This window comes from Lachnospiraceae bacterium JLR.KK002 (assembly GCA_036941025.1).
Lineage (GTDB): Bacteria > Bacillota > Clostridia > Lachnospirales > Lachnospiraceae > Petralouisia.
Map to the genome: position 1 here is coordinate 1689550 of JAYMNP010000001.1, position 25602 is coordinate 1715151.

At 47.1% G+C, this 25602-nt stretch carries 22 protein-coding genes and 1 pseudogene; 5 read left to right on the forward strand and 18 right to left on the reverse strand.

Going from position 1 to position 25602, the window contains the following annotated elements; genetic code table 11:
• Positions 1-64 precede the first annotated feature (64 nt).
• The 18 genes and pseudogenes from VSQ32_08115 to VSQ32_08200 all read right to left on the reverse strand — a co-directional run bounded on the left by VSQ32_08115 (position 65) and on the right by VSQ32_08200 (position 19561).
• Entirely contained in the window at positions 65-742 is a 678-nt protein-coding gene (locus tag VSQ32_08115; protein ID MEH2942828.1) for a FadR/GntR family transcriptional regulator, read from the reverse strand.
• Positions 743-752: 10 nt separating this feature from the next.
• Positions 753-1607 carry a carboxylating nicotinate-nucleotide diphosphorylase gene (gene nadC, locus VSQ32_08120; protein ID MEH2942829.1) on the reverse strand — a complete coding sequence of 285 codons (855 nt, stop codon included), beginning with the start codon at positions 1605-1607 and terminating at the stop codon, positions 753-755.
• A complete protein-coding gene (locus VSQ32_08125; protein MEH2942830.1) occupies positions 1570-2937 on the reverse strand; it encodes an L-aspartate oxidase in 1368 nt (455 codons plus the stop codon). The genes nadC and VSQ32_08125 overlap by 38 nt, the downstream gene beginning before the upstream one ends.
• Positions 2938-3060: 123 nt before the next feature.
• Positions 3061-5301 carry a DNA topoisomerase (ATP-hydrolyzing) gene (locus VSQ32_08130; protein ID MEH2942831.1) on the reverse strand — a complete coding sequence of 747 codons (2241 nt, stop codon included), beginning with the start codon at positions 5299-5301 and terminating at the stop codon, positions 3061-3063.
• Between the two features lie 344 nt (positions 5302-5645).
• Complete coding sequence (locus VSQ32_08135; protein ID MEH2942832.1) at positions 5646-7568, reverse strand: DNA gyrase subunit B; 1923 nt, start codon at positions 7566-7568, stop codon at positions 5646-5648.
• Positions 7569-7678: 110 nt separating this feature from the next.
• Positions 7679-8455: a serine/threonine-protein kinase gene (locus VSQ32_08140; GenBank protein ID MEH2942833.1), complete on the reverse strand. Its 777-nt coding sequence runs from the start codon at positions 8453-8455 to the stop codon at positions 7679-7681.
• A 143-nt stretch (positions 8456-8598) separates the two neighbouring features.
• The gene (gene plsY / locus VSQ32_08145; protein MEH2942834.1) at positions 8599-9264 is read right to left on the reverse strand and encodes a glycerol-3-phosphate 1-O-acyltransferase PlsY; all 666 of its coding nucleotides are present in this window, start codon (positions 9262-9264) and stop codon (positions 8599-8601) included.
• 1 nt (position 9265) lies between these two features.
• Complete coding sequence (gene der, locus VSQ32_08150) at positions 9266-10588, reverse strand: ribosome biogenesis GTPase Der (protein MEH2942835.1); 1323 nt, start codon at positions 10586-10588, stop codon at positions 9266-9268.
• Positions 10585-11934 carry a DUF512 domain-containing protein gene (locus VSQ32_08155; protein ID MEH2942836.1) on the reverse strand — a complete coding sequence of 450 codons (1350 nt, stop codon included), beginning with the start codon at positions 11932-11934 and terminating at the stop codon, positions 10585-10587. The genes der and VSQ32_08155 overlap by 4 nt, the downstream gene beginning before the upstream one ends.
• Before the next feature lie 283 nt (positions 11935-12217).
• Positions 12218-12979, reverse strand: a complete 762-nt coding sequence (locus VSQ32_08160) for an ABC transporter permease subunit (GenBank protein MEH2942837.1) — start codon at positions 12977-12979, stop codon at positions 12218-12220.
• Positions 12976-13872, reverse strand: a complete 897-nt coding sequence (locus tag VSQ32_08165) for an ABC transporter ATP-binding protein (protein ID MEH2942838.1) — start codon at positions 13870-13872, stop codon at positions 12976-12978. Before VSQ32_08165 ends, VSQ32_08160 begins: the two co-directional genes overlap by 4 nt.
• Complete coding sequence (locus VSQ32_08170) at positions 13873-14076, reverse strand: PLDc N-terminal domain-containing protein (GenBank protein ID MEH2942839.1); 204 nt, start codon at positions 14074-14076, stop codon at positions 13873-13875.
• Complete coding sequence (locus VSQ32_08175; GenBank protein ID MEH2942840.1) at positions 14069-15199, reverse strand: helix-turn-helix transcriptional regulator; 1131 nt, start codon at positions 15197-15199, stop codon at positions 14069-14071. Before VSQ32_08175 ends, VSQ32_08170 begins: the two co-directional genes overlap by 8 nt.
• A gap of 173 nt (positions 15200-15372) precedes the next feature.
• Positions 15373-15825 (reverse strand): GNAT family N-acetyltransferase, encoded by a 453-nt coding sequence (locus VSQ32_08180; protein MEH2942841.1) that lies wholly within the window; start codon positions 15823-15825, stop codon positions 15373-15375.
• A gap of 25 nt (positions 15826-15850) precedes the next feature.
• Positions 15851-16777, reverse strand: coding sequence for a glycosyltransferase family A protein (locus VSQ32_08185; protein MEH2942842.1), 927 nt, complete (start codon positions 16775-16777; stop codon positions 15851-15853).
• A gap of 210 nt (positions 16778-16987) precedes the next feature.
• Positions 16988-17155: pseudogene (locus tag VSQ32_08190) on the reverse strand (YoaP domain-containing protein).
• A 110-nt stretch (positions 17156-17265) separates the two neighbouring features.
• Positions 17266-18363 carry an acyltransferase family protein gene (locus VSQ32_08195; protein ID MEH2942843.1) on the reverse strand — a complete coding sequence of 366 codons (1098 nt, stop codon included), beginning with the start codon at positions 18361-18363 and terminating at the stop codon, positions 17266-17268.
• A gap of 388 nt (positions 18364-18751) precedes the next feature.
• On the reverse strand, positions 18752-19561 hold the full coding sequence (locus VSQ32_08200; GenBank protein ID MEH2942844.1) for a DUF6033 family protein: 810 nt from the start codon (positions 19559-19561) through the stop codon (positions 18752-18754).
• Between the two features lie 444 nt (positions 19562-20005).
• Here VSQ32_08200 and VSQ32_08205 point away from each other — a divergent pair, with 444 nt between their 5' ends.
• The 5 genes from VSQ32_08205 to VSQ32_08225 all read left to right on the forward strand — a co-directional run bounded on the left by VSQ32_08205 (position 20006) and on the right by VSQ32_08225 (position 25559).
• Complete coding sequence (locus VSQ32_08205; protein MEH2942845.1) at positions 20006-20878, forward strand: radical SAM protein; 873 nt, start codon at positions 20006-20008, stop codon at positions 20876-20878.
• A gap of 170 nt (positions 20879-21048) precedes the next feature.
• Positions 21049-21753, forward strand: a complete 705-nt coding sequence (locus tag VSQ32_08210) for a response regulator transcription factor (GenBank protein ID MEH2942846.1) — start codon at positions 21049-21051, stop codon at positions 21751-21753.
• The gene (locus VSQ32_08215) at positions 21743-23170 is read left to right on the forward strand and encodes a HAMP domain-containing sensor histidine kinase (protein MEH2942847.1); all 1428 of its coding nucleotides are present in this window, start codon (positions 21743-21745) and stop codon (positions 23168-23170) included. The genes VSQ32_08210 and VSQ32_08215 overlap by 11 nt, the downstream gene beginning before the upstream one ends.
• 192 nt (positions 23171-23362) lie before the next feature.
• Complete coding sequence (locus VSQ32_08220; protein MEH2942848.1) at positions 23363-24349, forward strand: ABC transporter ATP-binding protein; 987 nt, start codon at positions 23363-23365, stop codon at positions 24347-24349.
• The gene (locus VSQ32_08225) at positions 24333-25559 is read left to right on the forward strand and encodes an ABC transporter permease subunit (GenBank protein ID MEH2942849.1); all 1227 of its coding nucleotides are present in this window, start codon (positions 24333-24335) and stop codon (positions 25557-25559) included. The genes VSQ32_08220 and VSQ32_08225 overlap by 17 nt, the downstream gene beginning before the upstream one ends.
• Positions 25560-25602 lie beyond the last annotated feature (43 nt).

Here is a 25602-nt window from a genome sequence, read left to right on the forward strand (position 1 = left end):
AAAAAGCAACCTAAAGGGGCCGTTTCCAACGGCCCCTTTCACACGCCGGCACAAGATACCGGTTTCATTCCATGGGAAGCTGTTCCATGGCATGGAGGATATGAATGCGCATGGCATTTCTTGCCCCCTCTCCATTTCGCTCTTTCAGAAAATCCATCAGAATTTTGTGGTCTGTCAGTGTGGCCTGCACCGCTTCTTCATGGAATTCTGACAGCCGCACTCCCTTGTTGATTCCCTCATAAATCACGGGCATAAGCTGATTCATAAATTCATTATGGGTTGCCTTCGCAATGGATTTGTGAAAAGACTGTTCCACTTCTGTCCGGTCTTTTCTCTGGCGTATACGCCGCTCAATCTCAGCCCCCAGTGCCAGAATCCGCTGAATTTCTTCTTCCGTTGCCCGTAAAGCCGCATAATAAGCGGCTTCCGGTTCAAAAATCAGGCGCATTTCATACAAATCCCTGGCTTTCACTCTGGCTTTATTCAGAGAGGACATCTCTTCCGGCCGGCTGATTTTAAAATCTTCCCGTACAAAGGTTCCCCGGCCCCGGCGGATTTCCAGAACTCCCTCTGTGGACAGAATCCGTACGGCTTCCCGCAGAGTGGTGCGGCTCACCCCCAGTTCTTCCGACAGCACGTTCTCGTTAGGCAGTTTGCTTCCCGGCAAAAATCTTTTTTCCACTGTAATCATGGACAGAACGCTGTCTGCAATCCGGTCCGATAATCTGCTCTCCTGTTCCATTTTCTTTCCTTTATACTGCGTGGAGGTTTTTCAGAGAAATATCCATAATGGGAGCGGAATGGGTCAGTGCTCCGCTGGAAATATAATCCACTCCAAGGGAGATATAATGTGCAATATTTTCTCTGGTCACATTTCCGGAGCATTCAATCTCTGCTTTTCCATCAATTACCGCAATGGCTTTCTGCATTTCCTCCACGGTCATGTTGTCCAGCATAATAATGTCAGCTCCCGCTTCCACTGCTTCCCGTACCATTTCCACAGTCTCGCATTCGATTTCTATTTTCCGTACAAAGGGCGCATATTCTTTTGCCATCTGAACCGCTTCTTTCACGCCGCCTGCAGCGCCGATATGGTTGTCCTTTAACAGAACTCCGTCAGAAAGGTTGTAACGATGGTTATAGCCTCCTCCGATTTTAACGGAATATTTTTCAAAAATGCGCATGTTCGGCGTAGTTTTCCTGGTATCCAGCAATTTTACCTTACTTCCTTCCAGCAAAACGGCAATGGAACTGGTATAAGTGGCAATTCCGCTCATGCGCTGCAGGAAATTCAACGCCGTCCGCTCTCCGGACAGAATGGCCCGGATATCTCCTGTCACCACTCCAATCAGATCTCCTTTTTTCACTTTATCGCCGTCTGCAAAATGGAATACCACGGAAACTGTTTCATCCAGCAGCTCAAATACACGCTGAAACACAAAGAGTCCTGCAAGCACCCCGTCCTGTTTGCAGATTAACTGTGCTTCTCCTTTCTGCGCTTCCCGCATCACGGCATTGGTGGTCACATCCTCACTGGAAATATCCTCCCGCAATGCCTGTAAAATCAGTTCATCCGCATTTAATTTCATGGTTATGCTGTTGTTCATACTCTTTTCTCATCCTCTCTATTTCTTTCTGCACCAGTTCCCGGTTCTCCTGCCGCAGTTTCTTTCTGTCCCTGTAATTTTCAGGCCGAAACAGTTCTTCCTGTTCCTGATTTATGGAGACCTGTCTGAACGCAGGGCCTGTTCCCCTGTATGTTCCATCCGGTGATACTTCCTCCGATTCAATGTCGAGAGCGGCCCGCCTTGCAAATACCAGGCTCTCCAGAAGGGAATTGCTGGCCAGCCGGTTGGCTCCATGCACTCCGTTGCAGCTTGTCTCACCTACTGCATACAGACCTTTCATGGAAGTTCTGCCCTCCAGATCGGAACGAATGCCTCCCATAAAGTAATGCTGTCCCGGCACCACCGGAATGCATTCTCTGGTCACATCATACCCTTCTTCCAGACATCTCCGGTAAATATTGGGAAAATGGCTGAAAATATCTTCTTTGGGAATCCGTTCCATGGACAGCCATACATAGGGCTTCCCGTCTGCTTTCATCTGCTTCTCAATAGCTGCTGTAACCACGTCTCTTGGCAGAAGCTCGTCCACGAACCGTTCCATGTTTGCATTATAAAGCACCGCTCCTTCTCCCCGGACAGACTCGGAAATCAGAAATCTCCTGCCTGGCTTTTCTGAATACAGGGTAGTAGGATGTATCTGCACAAAATTCACATCCTGAAGCTGTACATTATGGCGCAGAGCAAGGGCAATCCCATCTCCGGTCAGGTGGGCAAAATTCGTAGAGTGACGGTAAAGTCCACCGATACCGCCACAGGCAAGTACCGTATGTCCGGCGCGCACCGGTACCAGTTCGCCCCGACTGTCCACTGCCACAATACCATAACAAATATTATCCTTACAGAGCAGGTCTATCATTTCCGTATGCTCGTAAATCGTAATATTTTCGCGTTTTCTGGCCTGAGCCAGAAGTTTCCCGGTAATCTCCTTCCCGGTAACATCCTCGTGAAACAGAATTCTGGGCCTGGAATGGCCTCCTTCCCTGGTATATACCAGTTCTCCGTTCCTGCGCTCAAATTCTACTCCGTAGTTCATCAGTAAATCAATGATTTTACCGGAACTTCGAATCATCATTGCCACGGAATCTCTGTTGTTCCTGTAATGACCTGCCTTCATGGTATCTTCAAAGTATCCGTCAAAATCATCTTCTGACCGCAGAACGCAGATTCCGCCCTGCGCCAGAAAGGAATCGCTGTTTTCGGCTTCATCTTTGGTGATGACTGTTACTTTCTTACTCTCCGGCAGCTGCAGTGCGCAGAACAGCCCCGCTGCTCCTGTGCCTGCGATTATAACATCTGTTTCTTTTTCCATGTCCCCACCTGTATTTTCTTATCACTTTCCGAATCTGCGTTTTCAGACGCCTGATTCATACTAACGCTAAGATTTTATCATATTTGCCCGGAAATTTCCAGTGTTATTACATGATGTGCCAGTCTATTTCTTCACGCCTTTCCCGTCCCGGCCGGCCACCCGGAGCCTGTGCAGTGCAATTTCCTTTTCCCTTACCGTAATGGTATGTTCCTCCTGCCCCAGCAGGTACACATCTGTCAGCCTGTCCTTTTCGTCGATTTTCATACCCCGGACGCCCACAGCGCCTTTTTTCTTTTCCGGCACGTCAGAAGCCATAAAACGCAGAAACATGTTTTTCTCTGTCTGCATAACAATGGTTTCCTCTGTTTCTTCTTCCAGAATCCGTACCAGAAGAAGTTTCTCTCCTTCGTTTAATTTCGTGGCTGCCGCAGTACGCCTGGACACGTCAAATTCTTCCCCTCTGACCTGCTTGAGCATTCCGCCGCTGCTGGCAAACAGCAGTTTCCTGCCCCGCAGGCTGCTCAGGCTGCTGACCAGAAGCATGACTTCCTCGCTGCTGTTATAATTGCTCACGTTATCCAGAGGCGTTCCCTTGTCCCGGAACTTTCCATGGGGCAAATCCAGAACTTTTACCGTATGGAGCTGGCCTTTATCCGTAAAAATGCAAAGCCTGTCCGTGTTCATACAGGAAATAATATATTTATTTTCTCCGTCTGCCGCTTCTTTGTTCCGCTCATAAGCTGGCATATCCACGGTTTTTACATAGCCGAAACGGTCCATCAGAACCACAACCGGCATTTCTTCCACTTTCTTTTCTTCATATACCGCTTCTTTTGCATTTTCAATGGCAGTTTTGCGGGCCCGCCCGTATTCTTTCTGAAACCGGTTTAATTCTTTGATGATTACTTTGGCCATAGATGCGCGGCTGCCCAGAATTTCCTCATATTTTGCTATATTGGAAAGGGTAACTTCATGCTCTTTCATCAGTGCCTCAATTTCCAGGCCAATTAATTTATACAGACGCATTTCCAGAATTGCAGTGGCCTGTCGTTCCGTAAAGCAGAGCTGCCGGGCGTCTGCTTCGGAGCCTTTATAACGGAACTCTATATGCTCCGTATTTCCGTTCATCAGGCATTCTTTGGCGTCTTTGATGTTTTTGGAGCCCCGGAGGATTTCAATAATCAGATCAATCACGTCGCAGGCTTTGATTAAACCTTCCTGGACTTCTTTTTTCTCCAGCTCTTTCGCCAGCAGTGTTTTGTATTTTCTGGTGGCCAGCTCATACTGGAAATTCACATGATGGCGGAGAACGGGCACAATTCCCATGGTCTCCGGGCGCCCCTCTGCCACTGCCAGCATGTTGACGCCGAAGGTATCCTCCAGCCTCGTTTTTTTATAAAGCATATTGCAGAGCTGCTCCGCATCCGCTCCCTTTTTCAAATCCAGTACAATGCGAATCCCCTCTTTGGAAGACTGATTGGAAATATCCACGATATCGCTGGTTTTCCGTGTTTCCACCAGATGATACACATCCATCAGGAATTTTCCGATATTGGCTCCCACCATGGTATAGGGGATTTCCGTAATCACCAGACGCTGCCTGCCGCCTTTTACCTGTTCCACTTCCACTTTTCCGCGGATTTTTATTTTTCCCGTACCTGTCTCATAAATCTGCAGCAAATCCGACTGATTTACCACAATCCCTCCGGTGGGAAAATCCGGCCCCTTAATGTACTCCATCAATTCTGCGGTGGTAATGTCAGGATTTTTCATAAGGGCTTTTACACCGTCGATTACTTCGGAAAAATTATGAGGCGGAATACTGGTGGCCATACCCACGGCAATTCCTTCCGCTCCGTTAATCAGGAGGTTGGGCACCTTTACCGGGAGCACGGAAGGCTCTTTTTCCGTCTCGTCAAAGTTGGGCACAAAATCCACCACGTCCTTGTCCAGATCTGCAAGGTAGGCTTCCTGGGTAATTTTCTGCAGACGGGCCTCCGTATAACGCATGGCCGCCGCTCCGTCCCCCTCAATGGAGCCAAAATTCCCGTGACCGTCCACCAGAGGCAGTCCTTTCTTAAAGTCCTGCGCCATCACCACAAGGGCTTCATAGATGGAACTGTCCCCGTGGGGATGGTATTTACCCATGGTATCCCCCACGATACGGGCGCACTTCCGATATGGCCTGTCATGGCGAATCCCCAGTTCATGCATATCGTAGAGGGTTCTGCGCTGCACCGGCTTTAATCCGTCCCGCACGTCCGGCAGTGCCCTGGCGATAATCACGCTCATGGCATAGTCAATGTATGATTTCTGCATTAATTCCGAATATTCCGTTCGGATAATCTGTTCCTTTTCCTGCATGGTAATTCCTTTCTCCTGACTTTTCAACAGCTACGCAGACTGTCCGTTTCCGAACAAAGTGGGCAAACCCACTTCAACTCCCCTGCCCCTCAGTCCTGAGGGGCGCTGGACATCCTGTGGATGTCCGTTTAGCGCGGACCGAAGCGGAGCGTAGACCTGCGCACTTTGACGCGCCGAGTGCGGATTTGTCCTAAGGGGTACCAGACCTGTCTGGGGGATACCTTAGGACGGTCACGTAGTGACATCTTCTATTCGCACGAGTGCGCATAATGGTTTTCTCTTATAGGAAGACACTTTCACGCTTTAGCTTGGCAAGGTCTTGCCTATAAGAGAAACAAATCTGCTTATACGTCAAGCTCCGCATCGTGGGCATGTTCATGAATAAATTCCCTCCGTGGCGGAACTTCCGTTCCCATCAGCATTTCCGTTACGTCCGACGCCATCCGGGCGTCCTCGATTTCCACCCGTTTCAGAATTCTGGTCTCCGGATTCAGCGTGGTTTCCCACAGCTGGTCCGCGTCCATCTCTCCCAGACCTTTATACCGCTGAAGGGTAAAAGGCCCCTTATGACGTTTTCTGTATTTCTCCAGCGCAACATCATCGTACAGATACTCCTCCGCTCCTCTGGACGGAATGGCTTTGTACAGAGGGGGCATGGCAATGTAAATATGCCCTTCAAAAATCAGTTCCGGCATAAACCGGTAAAACAGCGTCAGAAGCAGGGTGGAAATATGGGCTCCGTCTACATCCGCGTCCGCCATGATGATAATCTTGTCGTAACGCAGCCTGGAAATATCGAAATCATTGCCGTAGCCCTCGGAAAATCCGCAGCCAAAAGCATTTATCATGGTCTTGATTTCCGCATTGGCCAGCACTTTGTCGATACTGGCTTTTTCCACGTTCAGAATCTTGCCCCGGATGGGCAGGATTGCCTGGTAATTCCGGTCTCTGGCCGTTTTGGCAGAGCCTCCTGCAGAATCTCCCTCCACAATGAAAATCTCGCAGATGGAGGCGTCCCGGCTTTCGCAGTTGGCCAGCTTCCCGTTGGAATCAAAGGAAAACTTCTGTTTTGTCAGCAGATTTGTTTTGGCTTTTTCCTCTGTCTTACGGATTTTGGCCGCTTTTTCCGCACAGGCAATGACCTTTTTCAGGTTTTCCAGATTCTTGTCGAAATAAAGCTGTATTTCTTCCCCGGTTATTTTTCCGGTGACACGGGCCGCGTCCTGGTTGTCCAGCTTTGTCTTGGTCTGGCCCTCAAACCGGGGACTGGGATGTTTGATGGAAATCACTGCCGTCAGTCCGTTGCGCACGTCCGCTCCGGTAAAGTTGGAATCTTTTTCCTTCAAAATGCCCAGTTCTCTGGCATAATTGTTAATGACCGTGGTAAAGATGGTCTTGAATCCCGTCAGGTGGGTACCGCCCTCCGCGTTGTAAATATTATTGCAGAAACCCAGCACATTTTCATGAAATTCATTAATGTACTGAAAGGCTGCTTCCACCGTAATTCCTTCATTCTCCCCTTTAAAATACACCACCTCATGCACTGCTTCTGCTTTTCGGTTCAAATCCTTCACAAAGCCGCTGATTCCCTCTTTCTCATGGAATTCCAGATGTTCCGGAGTTTCCCCGCGCCTGTCCTCATAAATAATGGTCAGTCTGGGATTCAGGTAGGCAGTTTCATGCAGGCGGCTTTTTACATCTTCTTCCCTGAAACGTGTTTTTTCAAAAATTTCCGGATCCGGCAGAAAATTGATTCTGGTACCCGTCTTTTTTGTTTTCCCGGTTACCGGCAGCATCCCCTGTTCCAGTTCCAGAACCGGATTGCCCCGCTCATATCTGTCATGATATATCTTCCCTCCCAGATATACCTCCAAATCCAGATATGTGGACAATGCATTTACCACGGAAGAACCTACGCCATGCAGGCCGCCGCTGGTCTTATAGGCGTCGTTGTCAAATTTCCCTCCTGCATGGAGGGTGGTAAATACCAGTCGTGCCGCAGACATGCCTTTTTCATGCATTCCCACGGGAATTCCCCGGCCATTGTCCTCCACGGTGCAGGAACCGTCCGCCTCCAGCGTTACATATATGGTATCACAGAATCCTGCCAGATGTTCATCCACAGAATTGTCTACAATTTCATAAATCAAATGATTCAGACCCTTGCGGGACACACTTCCGATATACATGCCCGGCCTTTTTCTTACCGCTTCCAGTCCCTCCAATACGGTAATATTCCCGGCACCGTATTCCTGATTCTTTGCCATTTTGTTTTCCTTCCTTACTTTATTTCAAAATTTTGATACACATGTTCTGTTTTTAACCTGATTATTGTACCATAACTTTCTTCCATTTGCAAAGTTTTCCGGTGTATGTTTCAAACCCATGGTAACAGGTCAGCCCGCAGTGCCCCACAGGAACTGTACCGATCCTTTGGCCGGAAACGGGTACATTTCCGGACAATTCGGGCCAGCTTCCGGGGCAGTCTGCGGTTCCAGCGGCGGATGGAATACTGCCCGCAGGGAAACCGGCAGGGGTCTTTTCCTGTAAGCAGATGGTACATGGTGGCTCCCAGACCGTAAATATCCGTTCTGGCGTCCACCGGTTCCCCGGCAAGCTGTTCCGGCGCCGCATAACCTCTGGTTCCCAGACTGACCGAATCCTCCTGTCCCGCAAGTTCCAGAGCCGCTCCAAAATCCAGAAGCCGCAGGTTTCCGCCGGACTGCAGCATAATATTGGCCGGCTTTATATCCCGGTAAATCACAGGAGGCCGGCAATGATGGAGATAATCCAGCACCAGACACAAATCCTTTGCCCAGGAAACCACCTGCCGCCAGGGCTGAGGTCCCAGCCGCTCCAGAAGCTGAGCCAGAGTTTCCCCTTCCAGATATTCCATAACAATATAATACTTCTCCCCCTGCTCTGTCACTTCTTCAATTTCCGGAAAATAAGGATATCGCAGCTTCCGTATCAGCTCTGCTTCCTGATGTTCCATAGTATGTACGGAGACGTTCCGGGGCCTGTCCAGCTCCTTGACGGCCCGGTTCCGGCATTTCTCCCTGTCATATGCCAGATAAACGCAGGAAGAACCTCCTGTTCCCAGTATCTTTCGTATTTCATATCGGTTTACCAGAATGAATCCCGGTTCCAGCATTCCTGTTCCTCCTTAAAAACAAAATAAGGCTGCGCATATGTACTTCTTCTATGGGAAATCCGAAGGCATTTCCCATAGAAGAAAAAAGAATCCCGCCTGTGCGAGATTCTTCGTCTTCATTTATCCTGAGTTCCTGTAAAAATTTATCTGTTTTTGTTCAGGCTGCCCGCATTGCTGATGGAAAATTTATTTTCTGTTCCGCTCAGCAGACGCTTCACATTGGCCCGGTGGCGCCAGATTGCCAGAATGGTGAAAACCGCGCCCACCACATAGACCTCCGGCAGCAGTTCCGCATCCACCCACAGATATCCCAGCTGGCCGAACACAATCAGCTGTATATAGAAGCAGACAGATACCAGAATGGAGCCAAGGGACACATATCTTGTCACTGCAACCGTCACTACAAAAACCAGCAGGCAGAGGATTGCCAGAGGGGGATAAAAAGTAATCAGAAATCCTGCGGTACAGGCAATGCCTTTTCCACCTTTGAATTTCATATAAAATGGAAAGTTATGCCCCAGTACGGCTCCAAGGCCCGCATACATTTCCAGAAGATTTACCTGTCCCGGATATTTTTCATGAAACAGAATCCAGGCCAGCAGCATGGATAAAATCGCCTTGCCCGCATCTCCGAAAAAAGTAATCAGGCCGGCTTTCCATCCCAGCGTCCGCAGAGTGTTGGTAGTTCCCGCATTACCGCTGCCATACTCCCTGATATCAATATGCTGCAGTTTTCCGTAAATAAATCCTGTCTGAAACAGACCGAATATATAACCCATAACCAGACAGATTATCCTGTTTACAACCATTTTATCCATCCTTCCTTTCCCGAATAATGAATTTTAACGAAGTTCCCTGGAAGCCAAAAGCATCCCGGATGCGGTTTTCCAGATATCTGGTATAGGAAAAATGCATCAGCTCTTTGTCATTTACAAAAATCACAAAGGTGGGCGGTTTTACCGCAACCTGCGTAATATAAAACAGCTTCAGCCTTTTGCCCTTATCAGAGGGGGGCTGCTGCATGGCTACTGCTTCCGACATGATCTCATTCAGCACGCCCGTAGCCACCCGCATGGAATTATTCTCCAGCACCACGTCAATCATCTGAAATAACTTCCGGGTACGCTGTCCTGTTTTGGCCGAAATATAAAGAATTTCCGCATAGGGCATGAAGCTCAGAACTTCCCGGATTCGCTCCGTATGTTTATAAATGGTTTTATCATCCTTTTCGACAGCGTCCCATTTATTTACCGCAATGATGATACCTTTCCCGCGGTCATGGGCAATACCGGCAATCTTGGCGTCCTGCTCGGTCACGCCTTCGGTGGCGTCAATGACAATTACCACCACGTCCGCCCGTTCCACGGCCGTCACCGCACGTATAATACTGAACCGCTCCAGTTCTTCTTTGATTTTACTCTTTCTTCTGAGGCCTGCCGTATCAATAAACACATATTCCCGGTCCTGCCAGATTACTTCCGTATCTATGGCGTCTCTGGTGGTTCCCGCAATATCCGACACAATCACCCGTTCCTCTCCCACCAGACGGTTAATCAGAGAAGATTTTCCCACATTGGGCTTGCCCACAATGGCAACCCTGGGCCTGTCATCCTCCGCAGCCTCCTGTACGTCTTCCGGAAAATGCTTCAGAATTTCATCCAGCATATCGCCGATTCCCAGTTTGGAAGCGGCTGAAACAGGCACCGGATCTCCGATTCCCAGGTTATAAAACTCATAGACGTCCGGCATGAATTTTTCAAAACTGTCCACTTTATTTACCACCAGCACCACCGGTTTTTGGGACCGCCTGAGCATATCGGCAACTTTGGAATCCGCGTCCACCAGGCCCTGACGCACATCCGTCATAAAAAGAATCACATCCGCCGTATCAATGGCAATCTGAGCCTGCTCCCGCATTCGGGACAGTATAATATCCTGGCTTTCCGGCTCAATCCCCCCTGTGTCAATCAGGGTAAACTCTGTATTCAGCCATGTGACATCCGCATAGATTCTGTCTCTGGTCACGCCCGGCGTATCCTGCACAATGGAAATACGCTTTCCGGCCAGAGCATTGAACAGCGTAGATTTACCCACATTGGGCCGTCCTACTACTGCAACTACTGGTTTACTCATTTCACTCTCCTAACTTCTCTCATCAAACACGACACCAGCTCCTGTCCGCTTGATTTTACAATATCTGTCTCCACTTGTAAAGCATTTTCCAACTGGGACAATGTAACATCGTCCAGAAATATCTCCTCGCCGCTGCGCAGAAGGTTGCAGGGCAAAAGCAGCCTGTCGCCCATATTTCTGCCTTTTAACTGAGCAATAATATCCTGTCCCGTCAGCAGCCCGGAAACCGTAATCTGCTCTCCGAAGAAATGATTCACAACGGGAATGACCTGTATCTCTTTTGCCGAACAGACCTGATGAAACGCTTCTGCCAGTTCCTGCAGGGTGGGAGCCGCAAGCACTCCTGTTGCGATGGTGATTTTCTCTGTTCTGCCCGTCTTTCGGGACTCCGTCAGTCCTTTTCTTCCGGCTTCTGCCAGGGCTTCCGCAAATTCCTGCCGGAGCAGGCGCAGCATTCCCACACCGTTTTCCAGCTGCGGATAGCCATCGTAGCTCTCTTCCTGAGGAAGTTCCTGCTCTGCCAGCAGATACCACTCGTCGCTGGCATGGATAAAATGCAGTCCCTGAGTCTCAAAACATATCTTCTGATAATGATGAATAAGTTCCAGAACCTGCCTGGCGTCCTGTTTTGTAAAAGGCTCCAGGGGATACAGTCCCTCCCGATATCTGCTCAGTCCCACCGGAACCACCGATACGCTCTCCATCACCGGCATATATTTCATCAGATCCGTAATGCTTTTCTCCAGTTCCTTTCCGTCATTCACGCCTTTGCAGAGGACAATCTGACCATTCATGGGAATTCCGGCCTCATACAGCCAGTCTATTTTCTTTAAGGCTTCTCCTGCAAAACGGTTATTCAGCATTTTGCAGCGCAGCTTCGGACTGGTGGTCTGCACCGATATATTGATGGGGCCCAGTTTATAAGCAATAATCCGCTCCAGGTCATGTTCTTTCATATTGGTAAGGGTCACATAATTCCCCTGAAGAAAAGACAGGCGGGAATCGTCATCCTTAAAATACAGGGTATCACGCATTCCCTCCGGCATCTGGTCAATAAAGCAGAAAATGCATTTGTTATGGCAGGATTTGTAATCGTCCATCAGACCGTTTTCAAACACAATGCCCAGATCTTCTTCGTATTCCTTTTCGATTTCCAGCTCCCATTCTTCTCCGTCTTTCCTGCGGATTACAACGGTAAGATATTCCTCATTGGTGTAATAGTGATAATCAAATACATCTTCTATTTCATGATTATTGACGGACACCAGCACGTCTCCCGGTTCCAGTTCCAGTTCCTCCGCTATGCTGCCCGGCTGAATCTTATATATGATATGCTCTTTCAAAATCGTTCTCCTGTAAGATAAAGAAAGGAATTACCATTAATTTGCTAACGATAATTCCCATCATTTCCGTATGCAGTATTCAGAAATTTTAATCTTCCGTATCTTCATCCACAACTCCGGCCACTGCCCCGGCCACAGAAGATATCACTGCAACAATCACTGCAACCAGTACCACGCCTCCGATTATAAAAACCATCATTTCCCGTCATCTCTTTTCTTCATATTTTATAACTGCCCATATTATACCAAAATGCCTGTCCGGTGTAAAGTCCTGTTGTAAAATTTCCTACAGCACCTTTCTGTCAAAGCAGACTGTTGCCAGCACCAGACAGAGCAGAATCATGCATACTGCCGCCGCCAGGCCCCCGGCGTAATCACCGGGAACGTTTACGCCCTGCAGCAGAGACATACCGTCCATGAGTTTTGCGGGCAGAACATCAGCAAATTTGGGAAACATGCTCAGTATATAAGTTCCCAGAATAACTCCTCCGGTTCCCAGAAGCACCTGGGTGCTGCCGGCTGCCACAGTTGAGAAAAATATCAGAAATGCAAGCACCCATATTCCGTACAGCCAGATCATGGCCCCGGCAAAAAACAGATGTTCTGCAATCCCGTTATCCCAGAAATATGCGTTATATCCATACGTAATCCCAAAGCAGAGCCAATACGACACAGTCCACAGGGCAGACACGGACAGCCCTTTCGCCAGCAGGATTTTCCGGCGGGACAACCCTTTTGTTACCACAGGAATCAGGGTTCCTTTCTGATATTCCCCGGTAAAGCTGCTACTGCAAAACAGAATCACTATCACCATCCCCGCAGGAATATTTTTATAAAACTGCACCCAGGAATCCATGGCGTCTATGGTCACCTTACTGACTGTCAGCCCCGTATCTGCAAGGGAATCGGAAAGGGTTTCCATCAGCCAGGGCGTCATCTTTGCCAATGCCGGATTCATAATCCCAAACAACAGGAAAATCAGAAGCAGTACCAGAAGACGGCCGCTGCGGCATAATTCCATCCATTCTTTTTTCAGAAATGCTCTCATTTTCCCACCACCTCCATAAACAGTTCTTCCAGAGACGTTTCCTGCCGCTCGATTCGCAGAACGGATATGTTCTGGTCTGCAAGAAAATGCAGGATTTGGGGCAGATGTTTTTCATCCTCCAGCAGGACATTCCTTTTGCCTGTGGATTTCAGATAAGGAAATACGGACAAAAGTCTCCGGGTATCTTCCGGCTGTTCCGGTTCCAGTTCCATTGCCGCTGCTTTCCTGGCTGTCCGCAATTCCTCAATGGTCCCCTTAAGGACGATTTTTCCATCGTGCAGAAATGCGGCTTCATCACAGATATGCTCCACATCTGACAGAATATGAGTGGAAAACACCACCGTTGTCTGCTCCTTTGCATCTGTCAGAATATCCAGCAATTCCCTGCGTCCCGCCGGGTCCAGCGCAGAGGTGGGCTCATCGCAGATTAAGAGCCCGGGACGCCCGAACAGAGCCTGCGCCACGCCCAGCCGCTGCTTCATACCTCTGGAAAATCCTCTGATTCGGCGGTTTTCATGTTCCAGTCCCACCAGACAGAGCAATTCCTCACTGCGGGCTCTTATCTCCTTTGAAGACATACCGGAAATCTCCCCGCAAAACCGCAGATATTCAAAAGGGGTCATACAGGAATAAAATTCCGGCACATCCGGCAGATATCCCACAAACCGGTTGGTGGGTGTATTTCCATAGCGGACTGACATTCCATTTACGGTTATTTCTCCTCCGTCACCGGCAAGCAGGCCCAGAATCAGTTTCATGGCGGTGGTTTTTCCTGCGCCGTTTTTTCCCACAAAACCAAACACCGTGTGCTCCGGCACAGAAAAGGTAACATCCTTAAGCACCTGTTTTTCTCCAAATCTTTTTGCCACATGGGAAAGGGTCAGCATATCCATTTAAGCATCCTCCTTTCCCAGCAGAAAGTACAGAACAGGCCCTATAAATTCCATTCCAATCAGCACAACTGCAATCCACAGCCCCCTGCTGCCCCGTTTATATGTCTTATGAGTCAGAATATGATAAAGGGTAACCCCAAGCAATACAAACTCAACGATTATCAGGGGAATCAGAAAAGGCAGAAATTCCTTTACGTCAGGCATTCGTTTCACCTCCCTCCGTCAGTCTGCGGAGCAGATAATGAAATTCATCCTTATCCTTTATCCTGCCAAAAGCCGGATGGGACAGAGCTTCCCCAAGGCTTTTCTTAATAAAACTTTTGTCCCTGGGCGCCATGTTTCCAAGGGGCTGTTGGTCTATCCATGCATCCAGCAAATCAAAATAATCGTCGCCGTGAAGTTCTATCCGTTCTGCCTGTAAAAGTCTGTTCACACATGTTTCAAACAGGCGGAGAGCTTCCAGCGTCTCTTTATCTTTCCCGTTCATCCCGAAGACTACCGCAGACTGGTAATGAAACTGCGCCGCCAGATTGGGGTTCAGCTCCTCCAGATGATACAGCTCCAGAATCCCCTTCACACGCCGAATCGTTTCCTCACACTGTTCCAGATTATGTTCATTCAGCGAAAGGGAAAGAACGGCATCGCCGGTCAGATTTACCAGATCCAGATAATATTTTGCCTGAGCGTAGCTTCTGGCCTTTTCATGTTCTCCGGACATCTGATAAGCCTGCACCAGCAGAGTTCCGTTCTGCCCTGCAAGGCGGCCGGGGTCTGCAGAGGGTTCCAGCGCCTCAACGGCTTCCACCGCTTTTCCAAGCTGAAGATTCAGCCCTGCTTTTAATACCAGCGCATCGCTGCAAAGGCCCACATCACCGGAATTTTCCATAATCCGGTCGCACCATCCCGCAGCCTCCTGCAAAATCCGGCTCTGTTCTTCTTTTGTTTCTGCCAGCATATAATGATTCCAGTACAGAACGGAAAGCTGCAGCAAAAGAGGATAGCAGGCATAATATCTGTGGGCAAGGGACCTGGTTTTCTCCAGCGCTTCCCGAAAAGGAAGGGCTGCAAAATCTCCGGAAAGCTGCCCGTACTGATACCGTATCTGTTCGCCGGAAAGCTGCGCTTCATATCCAATCAGCTCATCCACCGTCACATCGAAAAAAGCCGCCAGCCGGGGCAGAAGCAGAATATCCGGCGTATTAATGCCTTTTTCCCATTTGGAGACAGAGCCTTTGGTCACTCCCATAAAATCCGCCAGTTCCTCCTGAGTCAGCTTCTTTTCATGGCGGAGCCGGATAATATTATCCGATAAATTGAGTTTATTCACAGATGTGTCCTCCTGTCGTTTGATTTTCTATATTATAACAGGAGGATTTGCTGTCTTTCAATGGACTGTTCCGATACTTCAGGCAATAAAATCACCTGACAGGAAACTTTTTCTGTACAAAGGGCGTATTTCTGAAATGTTAAAGGATGGGCAGAAGCTGGAAGCTGAACTGTTCAGGCGTGGATATACATTCTGCTCATGTCCGTTTCACCATCTCCCTGTACCATGCACAGAAATTCCCATCCATACCGTTCATAAAAAGAAGTATGATCCGTCACAAGATATAAAACTGCAATTCCCTTCTCTTTCATATCCCTGCAAACATAGTCCAGCAAAGCGCCTGCCACTCCCTTACACCGTTTATCTTCTTCCACATAAACTGCGCAGACATTTGGAGCAAGGTCTTTCCTGTCATGAAAATCATTTTCAATCACTCCCAGACCGCCGATAATTCTGTCCTCCTCCATTGCAACATACCACTGGGGAACAGAAGTTTTTTTCAGCAGACACTCCTCCATGCTTTCCCTGTAGGCCTCTGACGGAATGCCCCATTTTTCATGAAACCACTCTGCAGCTTTTTCCTTTATTTCCGGCCGGTCCATAAGCCTTATTATGTTATAATTCATCCGACCGGTCCTTTCTTTTTCATCCTCATCTCGAATTCTCCCATAAGCCGGCAATCCGAACAGCCGAAGCCATCCCGCCGTCACCATATGTGGGATTATTTAAAAAGTCTTTTGATGACTGGCTTAATTCCCGGTGATTCGCTATTGCGTGGGCTACTTCATTTTCCCAGTTATATAATCTTAAATCTGATATGGCTTCTATTCCCAGCAGTGCGTCTGAAATATGGGTATGATAGCTGCCAACATGTTTTTCGATTATAAAACCCATAAGTTCCAGCCGTTTATCCATACTTTTTATATTTGATGAAACAGGAGTTGTACGATATTGAATCAGCGGTTTATCCACAATCCCAATCCATGATTCCGGAGAAGTTTCCAACATGCTTAAAAAGAAATCCCAGTCCTCAAAACCGGAACGCATAGATTCATCATATCCTCCGCATTGTTCAAATATATCCCGGCGAAGAATATGTGTTGCCGGACAACAGTTTCGGGATAAAAATGAATTTATGTTCCCTCCGGAAGGACAGACCACAGAATCTAAAACGCCAAATGTATGCATCCAGGAAGATGCTGCCACCATGGATGGATTGTCACGAAGCAACCGGCTCACATACTCCGTATATTCCGGCTTCAGTCTGTCATCGCCATCCAATACCAGTACCATCGGCGCCTGCGCTTTCTTAATACCTGCATTTCTTGCAGAAGATACTCCCCCATTTTCCTGATAATGTATCATTACAGGAACCGGTAAATCAGACTTTTTTTCAATATCTTTTAATACGCGGATGGAACATTCGTCCGTGGAACCATCATCTATGATTATAATTTTCTGCGGCAATAATGTCTGGGCACATACGGATTCAACGGCTTCAAGAATCATCGTTCCCTGATTAAAACTTGTTATAACTGCTTCAATGTCTGTCCCAAAACCATCTCTGTTTCTGCTCATTTTTATTTTCTCCAATCTTTACAGACATTTCTTTTCTTTTTCGCCTGAGGAAAGTAATATGTTTATCTATTTGCCGCGAAATGCTGAGCTGCTGCCGCAAAATGCTGTATAAAATATCATTCATTTGATGCACTTTGTAAATGCGAAAAGTATCTTATCAGCCAAAAACGGAATGAAGTTATATCGCGGCTGCTCTCATGGCTGCATATACTATTTCTTCTCCGACAGGATTTCATGGGTTACAAACTGCCCGTTATAGAAAAGAGAAAAGGTGGTAAAGGGCGAAGGGGCATTCTGCGCATCCTCTCCGGTCCGGATATGTACGGTTTGAAACGCAATGTTCCTGGTCTTTGCCATCTCCTCCAGTATCGGTACATGGAGATTGCGCAGCAGATGTGCTCCTTTTCCATATTTTCAAATGCCGATTTCTTTTAATGTATGGCTTCCTGACAAACGAGAAGTTATCTGTTAAATCAACGAAAGTATTTTCATAATTCCTGTTTCGTCATTCCGAGAAAAAACCGTAAAACAGGTATTCTTTTTACGATTTCATATATTAAAAATGTTGCAATACACGAAACCAAAACAATCAGTAAAAATTGTCCTGCAACACCAACAGGCAATTTCAGGACAAAAAAACCTGCAACCACCAGAACTGGCATATGGAGAATGTAAACAGGGAAAGACATTTGGGTTAAATAAATGCTGACCCGGTTATGAAAGTTCAGCTTTGACCGTCCTATGCCAGTCAACATAATAATCCCCATCCATCCGTAAAATATGTAAAGCCCATCCATCCATATGTTTCGGATATTTTCCAGGCAGTACAAATAAGTATACAGACTGCCTGACATTGCGAAAAGTAAAAGGCTTACAAACCTGTACCTCTGCAATTTTTCCAGAATACTTTCCTCCGAAAGGATATAGTATCCGAACAAAAACAGCAGCATAAATTGCCCCAGACTTTTCCCGCCTGTGTTCAGGGCATACAGGCAAAACCACTCCGGTACAAACAGCAAAATAATAAAGAAATATGAAAGGCTGCCAGCCCTGAATCCTGGAAAACATTTCTTTTGCAGGCGAACAATCAGTAACGCCGTCAGAGAAATAACAAACAAATAAAGTAAAAACCAAAGATGCGCGGGAGTAAAACCTCCATGATATCCTGTTAAATCGGTTTTCTTTGTAAAAAACAATTCATACTGCTGCCAGTAAGTGCCTGTATACCCATTAAAAAATACTTCTGCAGTATAGGTCATTACAGGAACAAGTACAAGCAGTCCAAAGAAAAATGGAATGACTAATTTTTTTATTCGCTCCACAACAAATTGTTTGTTTGTCCTTTTCAGAAGAGAATATTTACAGCTCATACCTGCAATAGCAAACAAAAAAGTCATATACCACGGGTACACGGCAGTTGAAAACACATAAAGAGCGGTGTTTGTGTGTGACCATATGTAAAACCCGCTGTATTCGCCTCCGCTCCAAATCTGTGCCGCATGGAATGGAAAAAGCAACAGGATTGCCAGCCATCTTAAATTATCTATATAATACTTTCTTCCCATAGATTCTTTTAAATCGTTCATTGAATTTCTCCTTTGTCCCACAAACTGAAGCTATATGAAATGAAAATCATTTATTACGAAATATACCATTCAGCATGGATAACACTTTCTCCATTCCATCCTCCTCAGAGCCGGACTTGTAATCATTTCCCTGACATCTGCCCCGCCAGGCGTCCTGCCAAACCGGTCTAAAATGTCTGTATCAAAAGCGTCTCCTGGCTTCCATCGGATTATTTTCTTACTAATTTTTCCATTCTTGTCTCATAGTCACCTGCCATTCTCTGTAAAGTCCAGGCTGCAGAATTACGCTGTTCGGAAGGAATCGTATTCAGGTACTTATTGATTACATCCGGGAATCCCCGGAAAATCATCTCATATTGTTACCGTTTATATTCATATCCCTGTCTCCTTATATCTTCAAATCCAGATTTGCGCCTGTCTCATTTGCGCGATTGCCCTGTTTTTCCACCTGCCTTTCGTCATGTTCCCTTGCCGCTTCAATAACTTTCTGCATATCATCATTATCAAGCAGTATTCTTCCGTCCTTCGCATTTTCCAGTTTTTCTGCCAGCAACCGTTCTGCTTTATCCTGATTTGCATCTGATTTGACAACAATAATGCCTGTTCTGTCCTGCTCTTTTTCTGCCTCCTCTGCCTTTTTCTCCATATTCTCCGAAAGCTGATCTGCTTTTTTACGGGCATTTTCACGCGTCTTCTCAATCCGCTTTTCGGCGTTTTCCTGCGCTTCTTTGCGGAGTTTTTCGTTCAGCTCATCCTTTCTTACCGAAATGGAAAAATTAGAAAAATTGCCGTTTTCATCAACATACCCATGCCTGACAATTACGGTATGCCCTATTGATTTTTTATAATTATCAAGCCATTTCGTAGCCGCTTCAATATCTTTTAACCGCTGTGTATATTCCTTTGCTGCCTTTGGATCATTCTGCATCTTCTCCAGGAGCTTAGGGCTGACATCCAAAACATTCACTTTGCCATCATTATTTGTGTTAAGCCCATACCCGATTTGTAACTTCATATAGGGTACCTGCTTCTGCAAATTTTTAAGGTATTCCTCATTGCTGCTATTCTTTGCTGTTTCAGCGCTTTTTTGCGTAGCTGCTGTTTCTTTTGTTTCCTCCTTCTTTGCTGCTTCCTTTCCTGATAAAGCATATGCGCTTTTAGAAACACTGTTGTAATTACTCACTCCTGTAATTACCATAATATTATCCTCCCTGATAAAAATTTTCAACATTTTTCTTTGTAAAGGTTCCCGCAGGCCTCTTAAGCTGCTGCTTTTTTTCCTTCAGCTTCCTGATTTCCCGGCTTTCTCTGCTTCCTTTTCTTTTTTCGGTTACAGAAGGTAACATTTTAATCCATTTGCTGTGGACTGCTTTCCGGATGCTGTGGAATGAACAACAGCACAGGGAGGACAAATAATTTCTATCACAGGAGGGTGCAGAGGCATATGGCAGAGCAGGGCCTGCGCTCCATCGTAGTAAAGCGGCTCCATAGCGCTGTCGGCTATCTGACACCCCGGCAAAAGGAGGATGAGGAACCAGGGAAATCAGCATAACTTTTCAACTTTTTTTGTCCAAAGTATTGACATAGGGCCAAAACCATTTTACGCTATGGGATAAAATGATTTTGAGGCGAGGAGACAGTTATGCACTTTGTAAATGCGAAAAGTATCTTATCAGCCAAAAACGGAATGAATCTATATCGCGGCTGCTCCCACGGTTGTATTTACTGCGACTCACGAAGCAGATGCTATCATATGGAACACGATTTTGAGGACATTGAAATCAAGGCAAACGCCATTGAGCTTCTGGAAAATGCACTGAAACGGAAACGGGCAAAATGTATGCTGGGTACAGGCTCTATGACAGACCCCTATATACCCCTTGAAAGTAAAATCGGGAATGTCCGCAAAGCATTGGCTTTGGCAGAACAATATGGTTTCGGCTTCACGTTGATCACCAAATCCGACCGGATATTGCGGGATTTGGATTTGTTGAAAGCGATCAATGAGAAAACAAAATGTGTCGTGCAAATGACGCTGACCACCTGCGATGAAGATTTGTGCAGAAAAATTGAGCCAAACGTAAGTACAACAAAAGAGCGGGCCAACGCTTTGAAAAAGCTGAATGAAGCGGGTATCCCAACGGTTGTCTGGCTTTGCCCGATTCTTCCCTTCATCAATGATACGGAAGAAAACATCCGGGGGATTTTAGAATATTGCGTGGAAGCAAGGGTTTATGGCGTAATCTGCTTTGGAATGGGTCTGACGCTCCGCGAGGGAAACCGGGAATATTTCTATAACCAGTTAGACCGGTTGTTTCCACATATGAAAGAGAAGTATATACGTACTTACGGTGCGCAATATCAAATCAGCAGCCCAAAAAGCAACGAACTTATGAAATTATTTCATCAAATATGCGGGGACAATGGTATCCTGCATGATAACTCAAAAATCTTTGAGTACCTGTGTCGCTTTGAAGAAAAGAACAGCCCTGTCCAATTAAATCTGTTTGATTAGCTTTAAGTCAGAATACTGCCATTTCTGCCCCTGAATCTTTCAAAAAATTTTCATCTGCCTGTATCCTTCGGACAAACGAAGTATACTAAACAAAAGCGCCAAAAAGCCTGCAGACGGAAGATTGAAAAGCGCAAAAAGCAAAGAAAACAGACCAAAGGAGATTACCTGCAATGAATGAATATAAAATTATGGTCGTGGACGATGAACCGGATATTCTGGATCTGCTCGAAAAGGCTTTAAGTATTGAGGGCTTTCCCGCTGTCATAAAAATTGATACAGGCAGAAAGGCGATAAATGCCTGCAAAGAAATACAGCCGGATGTGATTATCTTAGATGTTATGCTGCCGGATATTGACGGCTACGAAGTGTGCAGGCAGATCCGGCAGTTTTCCCATTGCCCCATCCTGTTCCTTTCCTCCAAAAATGATGAATTGGATAAAATCCTTGGCCTGGCTGTGGGCGGCGACGATTATGTTACCAAGCCTTTCAGCCCCAGGGAAATTGCTTACAGGGTGAAAGCACAGCTGCGCCGCATGGAATACAGGCAAAGCCCCTGCGCCGGCCGGACAATAGAAATCGGAGCCTTGACGATTGATACAGATGGCTGTAGGGCGCTCAAAGACGGCCGGGATCTGGAACTGACTGCCAGGGAGTTTGAGATACTGCAATACCTGGCGGAAAATAAAGGGCGGGTAATCAGCCGCGAGCGCTTATATGAAGCGGTCTGGAACGAGGACAGCTTTGGCTGCGATAATACGGTCATGGTCCATATCCGGCACCTGCGCGAGAAAATGGAAACCGATCCTGCTGCTCCCAGGTATCTTATCACAATGAAAGGATTAGGCTATAAACTGGTAAATCCTTATGAAAAGTAAAAAGAATTTCAACCCCTTTTTCCGGATGGTCCTGCTCCTCTCCATGACATTACTGGCCGGCATTGTCACGGCAATCGGCCTGTTCTATTATATGTTCTCCATCCCGGAACCGGAAGGAATGAGCCTCGCCCATTGGCCGCAGACCTTTACAGACAATTTTTCTTCCTGGACAACCTATGAGGACGGAGAACTCTCTATAGAACAGATCGGTCTTGACCGATTAGACGAATATGGCCTGTGGATTCAGTTTTTGGATGAATCCGGTCAGGAGATTTTCTCCTACAACAAACCTGCCGGGTATCCTGAAAAATATTCCGCTTCCGAACTGCTGGTTCTTGGCTCCAGCGACTATCAAAACGGATATACGGTATTTGTAAACAGTCTGGAAGACTCCGAAGAAGCCTGCAGCTATTGTATCGGATTTCCTTATGATATAGGAAAGTATATGCTGCATTACAACGGCAGCAGGGTTTCAAGGCTCTCCCCCGTAGCAAGAATAATTATTCTTGCTGCTTCAGGCACCCTTATCATCATCGTGCTTGTTTACGGTTTCTGGCTCTCACGGAAATTGTCAGGCATTACAAGGGGCATCAAAAATATTTCCCTCCGCTCCTACCGGCCATTACAGGAAAACGGGATGTTCGGCGAAATCTACAGCGCCCTGAACAAAATGGACAGGGACATACACCGCGCCGACCAAATAAGCCAGGAAACAGAAACAACGCGCCGGGAATGGATTGCAAATATTACCCATGACCTGAAAACGCCCCTTTCCCCCATCAAGGGCTATGCAGAACTGCTGGCCGACAGTTCGGATAAGGAGAAAGAGACCGTACAGGAATACGGCGCTGTTATCCTGAAGAATATTAACTATACCGAAAACCTGATCAATGATCTGAAACTGACCTGGCAGCTTGATTCCGGCGCTATACCGTACCATCCTCAAAAAATTCTTATTACACGCTGCGTCAAAGAATGGGTCATTGATATTGTCAATGATCCTGCTTTTTCAGACCGGGATATTGCATTTGAGAGTAATGTGCCAGCATTGTATGCCCATATTGATTCTGCTCTGTTTCGGCGCGCCGTTACGAATCTGATTCTGAACGCCCTCACACATAACCCTGCTGAGACAACAGTAAGCGTTACACTTGACACAGACAAAAACGGCAGTATTCTGCTGTCTGTCCGTGATAACGGAAATGGACTGAGCGAAGCAGAACAATCAAAGCTGTTTGAGCGGTATTACAGAGGGACAAACACAAAAGAAAAGCCGGAAGGAAGCGGACTGGGACTTGCCATAGCGAATCAGATTGTAACGCTTCACGGCGGTGAGATCACAGTCAAAAGCCAGCCGGGTACTGGAACAGAATTTATCATCCATGTTCCATGTAAAAACGGAGAAGCTGCAAATTAAGATTTCCTTATGATTGCCGGACGGCATAGAGGTATCTTAAGGTGAAGTTAAGACAGGGAAAAGTTCAGGCTAAGACAGGTGGTTTATGCTATTAAGCATAAGCCACCTTATTTTTATCTTATGGGAAAGCAGTCACAGGGCAACTATTCCCTGCTCGATTGCCTGTGTAAAATATATCAGGAGGATTATTGTATGCAGTTACAATTAAAAAATTTATGTAAGCAGTACGGAACAAAATGTGCTGTGAATCATGTAAATGCAAGCCTTTCACCCGGAGTATACGGACTGCTCGGAGCAAACGGCGCCGGTAAAACAACACTTATGAGAATGATATGCGGCGTTTTAAAGCCCTCTTCCGGCAGCATCCGCCTGAACGGCAAAAGCATTGAGGAACTGGGGGAGCGGTACTACTCCCACCTGGGATACATGCCGCAGGATTTCGGCTTTTATCCCGATTTTACCGCCCGTGAATTTATGCTGTATATGGCAGCGGTAAAAGGGCTTGACACCAAAACGGCGAAACAAAGGACAGAGCATCTGCTTCATATGGTAAACCTGCAGGATGCAGCAGACAAAAAAGTCAAATCCTATTCCGGCGGTATGAAGCAGCGGCTGGGAATCGCCCAGGCGGAGCTGAACCATCCCCAGATTCTGATACTGGATGAACCCACTGCCGGGCTTGACCCCAAAGAGCGAATCCGTTTCCGCAACCTCATATCCGATTTTGCAAAAGAGAAAATTGTGATCCTGTCCACGCATATTGTATCAGACGTTTCCTATATTGCCGACTACATCCTAATGATGAAAAGCGGGCAGTTCCTGCTTGGCGAACCCATGGAAACAGTTACAGACCACATCAAAGGGAAAGTCTGGGAAATCCTGACTGACAACCGGGAAGTCGGGGAATACAGCCGGAATTTTTCTGTTGTAAATCTGCACCACGAAAACAATATGGTCCGGCTGCGTATTGTGAGCGATACAGCGCCGGCGACAGACGCAGCCACTGTAGAACCGAGCCTGGAGGATCTGTTCCTGTATCATTTCGGAGAAGACGCACAGAGAGGAGGAAGGCAAATGCGAAGCATTTCCGGAATGCCTTCCGACGACATGGCAGGTGACGCGAAGCGGCGCGTGCCGATACCTTGTGAGAGGAGCGATAATTATGCTGATGAAATATGAATTCTTAAAAATCCTGCGAAAAAAATCCACCATGATCGTCATGGCGGTCAGCCTGTTATTAACAGCATTCCTGTTCGGGCTGCCCATCCTGCAGTACCAGACCTATAACCAGGATGGCGTAATCAAAGGCCTTAAGGGCATTGCTTACACAAAAGACCAGTATCAGAATATATCCGTCCCGATTACAGACGAATATGTGGAAAAAACAATCACAGAATATCAAAAGCTCTTTGAGAAGCCCGACAATGTAGGTTATGACGGAAGCGAAAAGTTCCTGATCGGCGACGCATACTGGAACTTTGTGGCTCCCAGGGAAAAACAGCTTAGCATGATCGCCTCCGCATACGATTCCCCCGGCGAAAATTCCGGCCTTAATAAGCTGCCCGAACTGGATCTGACAAACGGGGCTAAGTTTTACCAGGCGAGGAATGAAAAGGTAGAATCTCTCCTGAACACACCCTCAAGGGAGCTTTCATCCCAGCAGAAAGAATACTGGGGCAATATGAGCAGTAAGGTGGAAACGCCCCTGCAATACGGATATCACGAAGGCTGGGAAATCATCATGAACAGCTTTGAGCTGCTGATGTTCGCCCTGTTGGCTGTCCTCATTGTGATAGCGCCTGTCTTTTCCGGTGAATACCAGGCCGGCACGGATGCTGTCATCCTGTCCGGCAAATATGGCAAGACCAGGCTGATAACAGCAAAAATAATATCATCTGTGCTGTTTGGCATCCTTGCATTTACGCTGCATGTTATCGTCGCTTTCGGTCTGCCCCTTGCGGCTTTCGGGGCAGATGGATGGAATCTGCCTTTACAGATCGCCGGCCTCACAATCCCATACCCGTTCACCTTCCTGCAGGCGGCCCTGATCAACCTGGGCGTTATTTATCTGGTACTGCTTGCCATGATTGGGCTGACGCTGCTGCTGTCTGCCAAAATGAAAAGCCCTTACCTTGTGCTGGTCGTACTCGTACCCGTGCTTTTTATCCCGCTGTTCCTCTCCCCCAACGGGACAACCGGGGCATACAACCTGACTTTGTTCCTGCTGCCGTACCGTTCTGTCATGCCGGAAATCGGTAAATATGTTTCCTTCCAGATCGGCGGACTGGTTCTTGACGCCCTTTCCATGCGGGCCATCCTGTATGCAATCCTGACTGCGGTTATGCTGCCCCTTGCAAGGCTGGGCTTCAGGAAACACCAGGTTGCGTAAAGTGCGGCTATGAAGAGAAAAAAACTGTCATTTTCGGCGGCAT

What these genes read in the sequence shown, in the direction of transcription:
- VSQ32_08115 (MEH2942828.1), bottom strand. Translation starts at nt 742, where the DNA reads ATGGAACAGGAGAGCAGATTATCGGACCGGATTGCAGACAGCGTTCTG.
- nadC (MEH2942829.1), bottom strand. Translation starts at nt 1,607, where the DNA reads ATGAACAACAGCATAACCATGAAATTAAATGCGGATGAACTGATTTTA.
- VSQ32_08125 (MEH2942830.1), bottom strand. Translation starts at nt 2,937, where the DNA reads ATGGAAAAAGAAACAGATGTTATAATCGCAGGCACAGGAGCAGCGGGG.
- VSQ32_08130 (MEH2942831.1), bottom strand. Translation starts at nt 5,301, where the DNA reads ATGCAGGAAAAGGAACAGATTATCCGAACGGAATATTCGGAATTAATG.
- VSQ32_08135 (MEH2942832.1), bottom strand. Translation starts at nt 7,568, where the DNA reads ATGGCAAAGAATCAGGAATACGGTGCCGGGAATATTACCGTATTGGAG.
- VSQ32_08140 (MEH2942833.1), bottom strand. Translation starts at nt 8,455, where the DNA reads ATGCTGGAACCGGGATTCATTCTGGTAAACCGATATGAAATACGAAAG.
- plsY (MEH2942834.1), bottom strand. Translation starts at nt 9,264, where the DNA reads ATGGTTGTAAACAGGATAATCTGTCTGGTTATGGGTTATATATTCGGT.
- der (MEH2942835.1), bottom strand. Translation starts at nt 10,588, where the DNA reads ATGAGTAAACCAGTAGTTGCAGTAGTAGGACGGCCCAATGTGGGTAAA.
- VSQ32_08160 (MEH2942837.1), bottom strand. Translation starts at nt 12,979, where the DNA reads ATGAGAGCATTTCTGAAAAAAGAATGGATGGAATTATGCCGCAGCGGC.
- VSQ32_08165 (MEH2942838.1), bottom strand. Translation starts at nt 13,872, where the DNA reads ATGGATATGCTGACCCTTTCCCATGTGGCAAAAAGATTTGGAGAAAAA.
- VSQ32_08170 (MEH2942839.1), bottom strand. Translation starts at nt 14,076, where the DNA reads ATGCCTGACGTAAAGGAATTTCTGCCTTTTCTGATTCCCCTGATAATC.
- VSQ32_08180 (MEH2942841.1), bottom strand. Translation starts at nt 15,825, where the DNA reads ATGAATTATAACATAATAAGGCTTATGGACCGGCCGGAAATAAAGGAA.
- VSQ32_08185 (MEH2942842.1), bottom strand. Translation starts at nt 16,777, where the DNA reads ATGAGCAGAAACAGAGATGGTTTTGGGACAGACATTGAAGCAGTTATA.
- VSQ32_08195 (MEH2942843.1), bottom strand. Translation starts at nt 18,363, where the DNA reads ATGAACGATTTAAAAGAATCTATGGGAAGAAAGTATTATATAGATAAT.
- VSQ32_08200 (MEH2942844.1), bottom strand. Translation starts at nt 19,561, where the DNA reads ATGGTAATTACAGGAGTGAGTAATTACAACAGTGTTTCTAAAAGCGCA.
- VSQ32_08205 (MEH2942845.1), top strand. Translation starts at nt 20,006, where the DNA reads ATGCACTTTGTAAATGCGAAAAGTATCTTATCAGCCAAAAACGGAATG.
- VSQ32_08210 (MEH2942846.1), top strand. Translation starts at nt 21,049, where the DNA reads ATGAATGAATATAAAATTATGGTCGTGGACGATGAACCGGATATTCTG.
- VSQ32_08215 (MEH2942847.1), top strand. Translation starts at nt 21,743, where the DNA reads ATGAAAAGTAAAAAGAATTTCAACCCCTTTTTCCGGATGGTCCTGCTC.
- VSQ32_08220 (MEH2942848.1), top strand. Translation starts at nt 23,363, where the DNA reads ATGCAGTTACAATTAAAAAATTTATGTAAGCAGTACGGAACAAAATGT.
- VSQ32_08225 (MEH2942849.1), top strand. Translation starts at nt 24,333, where the DNA reads ATGCTGATGAAATATGAATTCTTAAAAATCCTGCGAAAAAAATCCACC.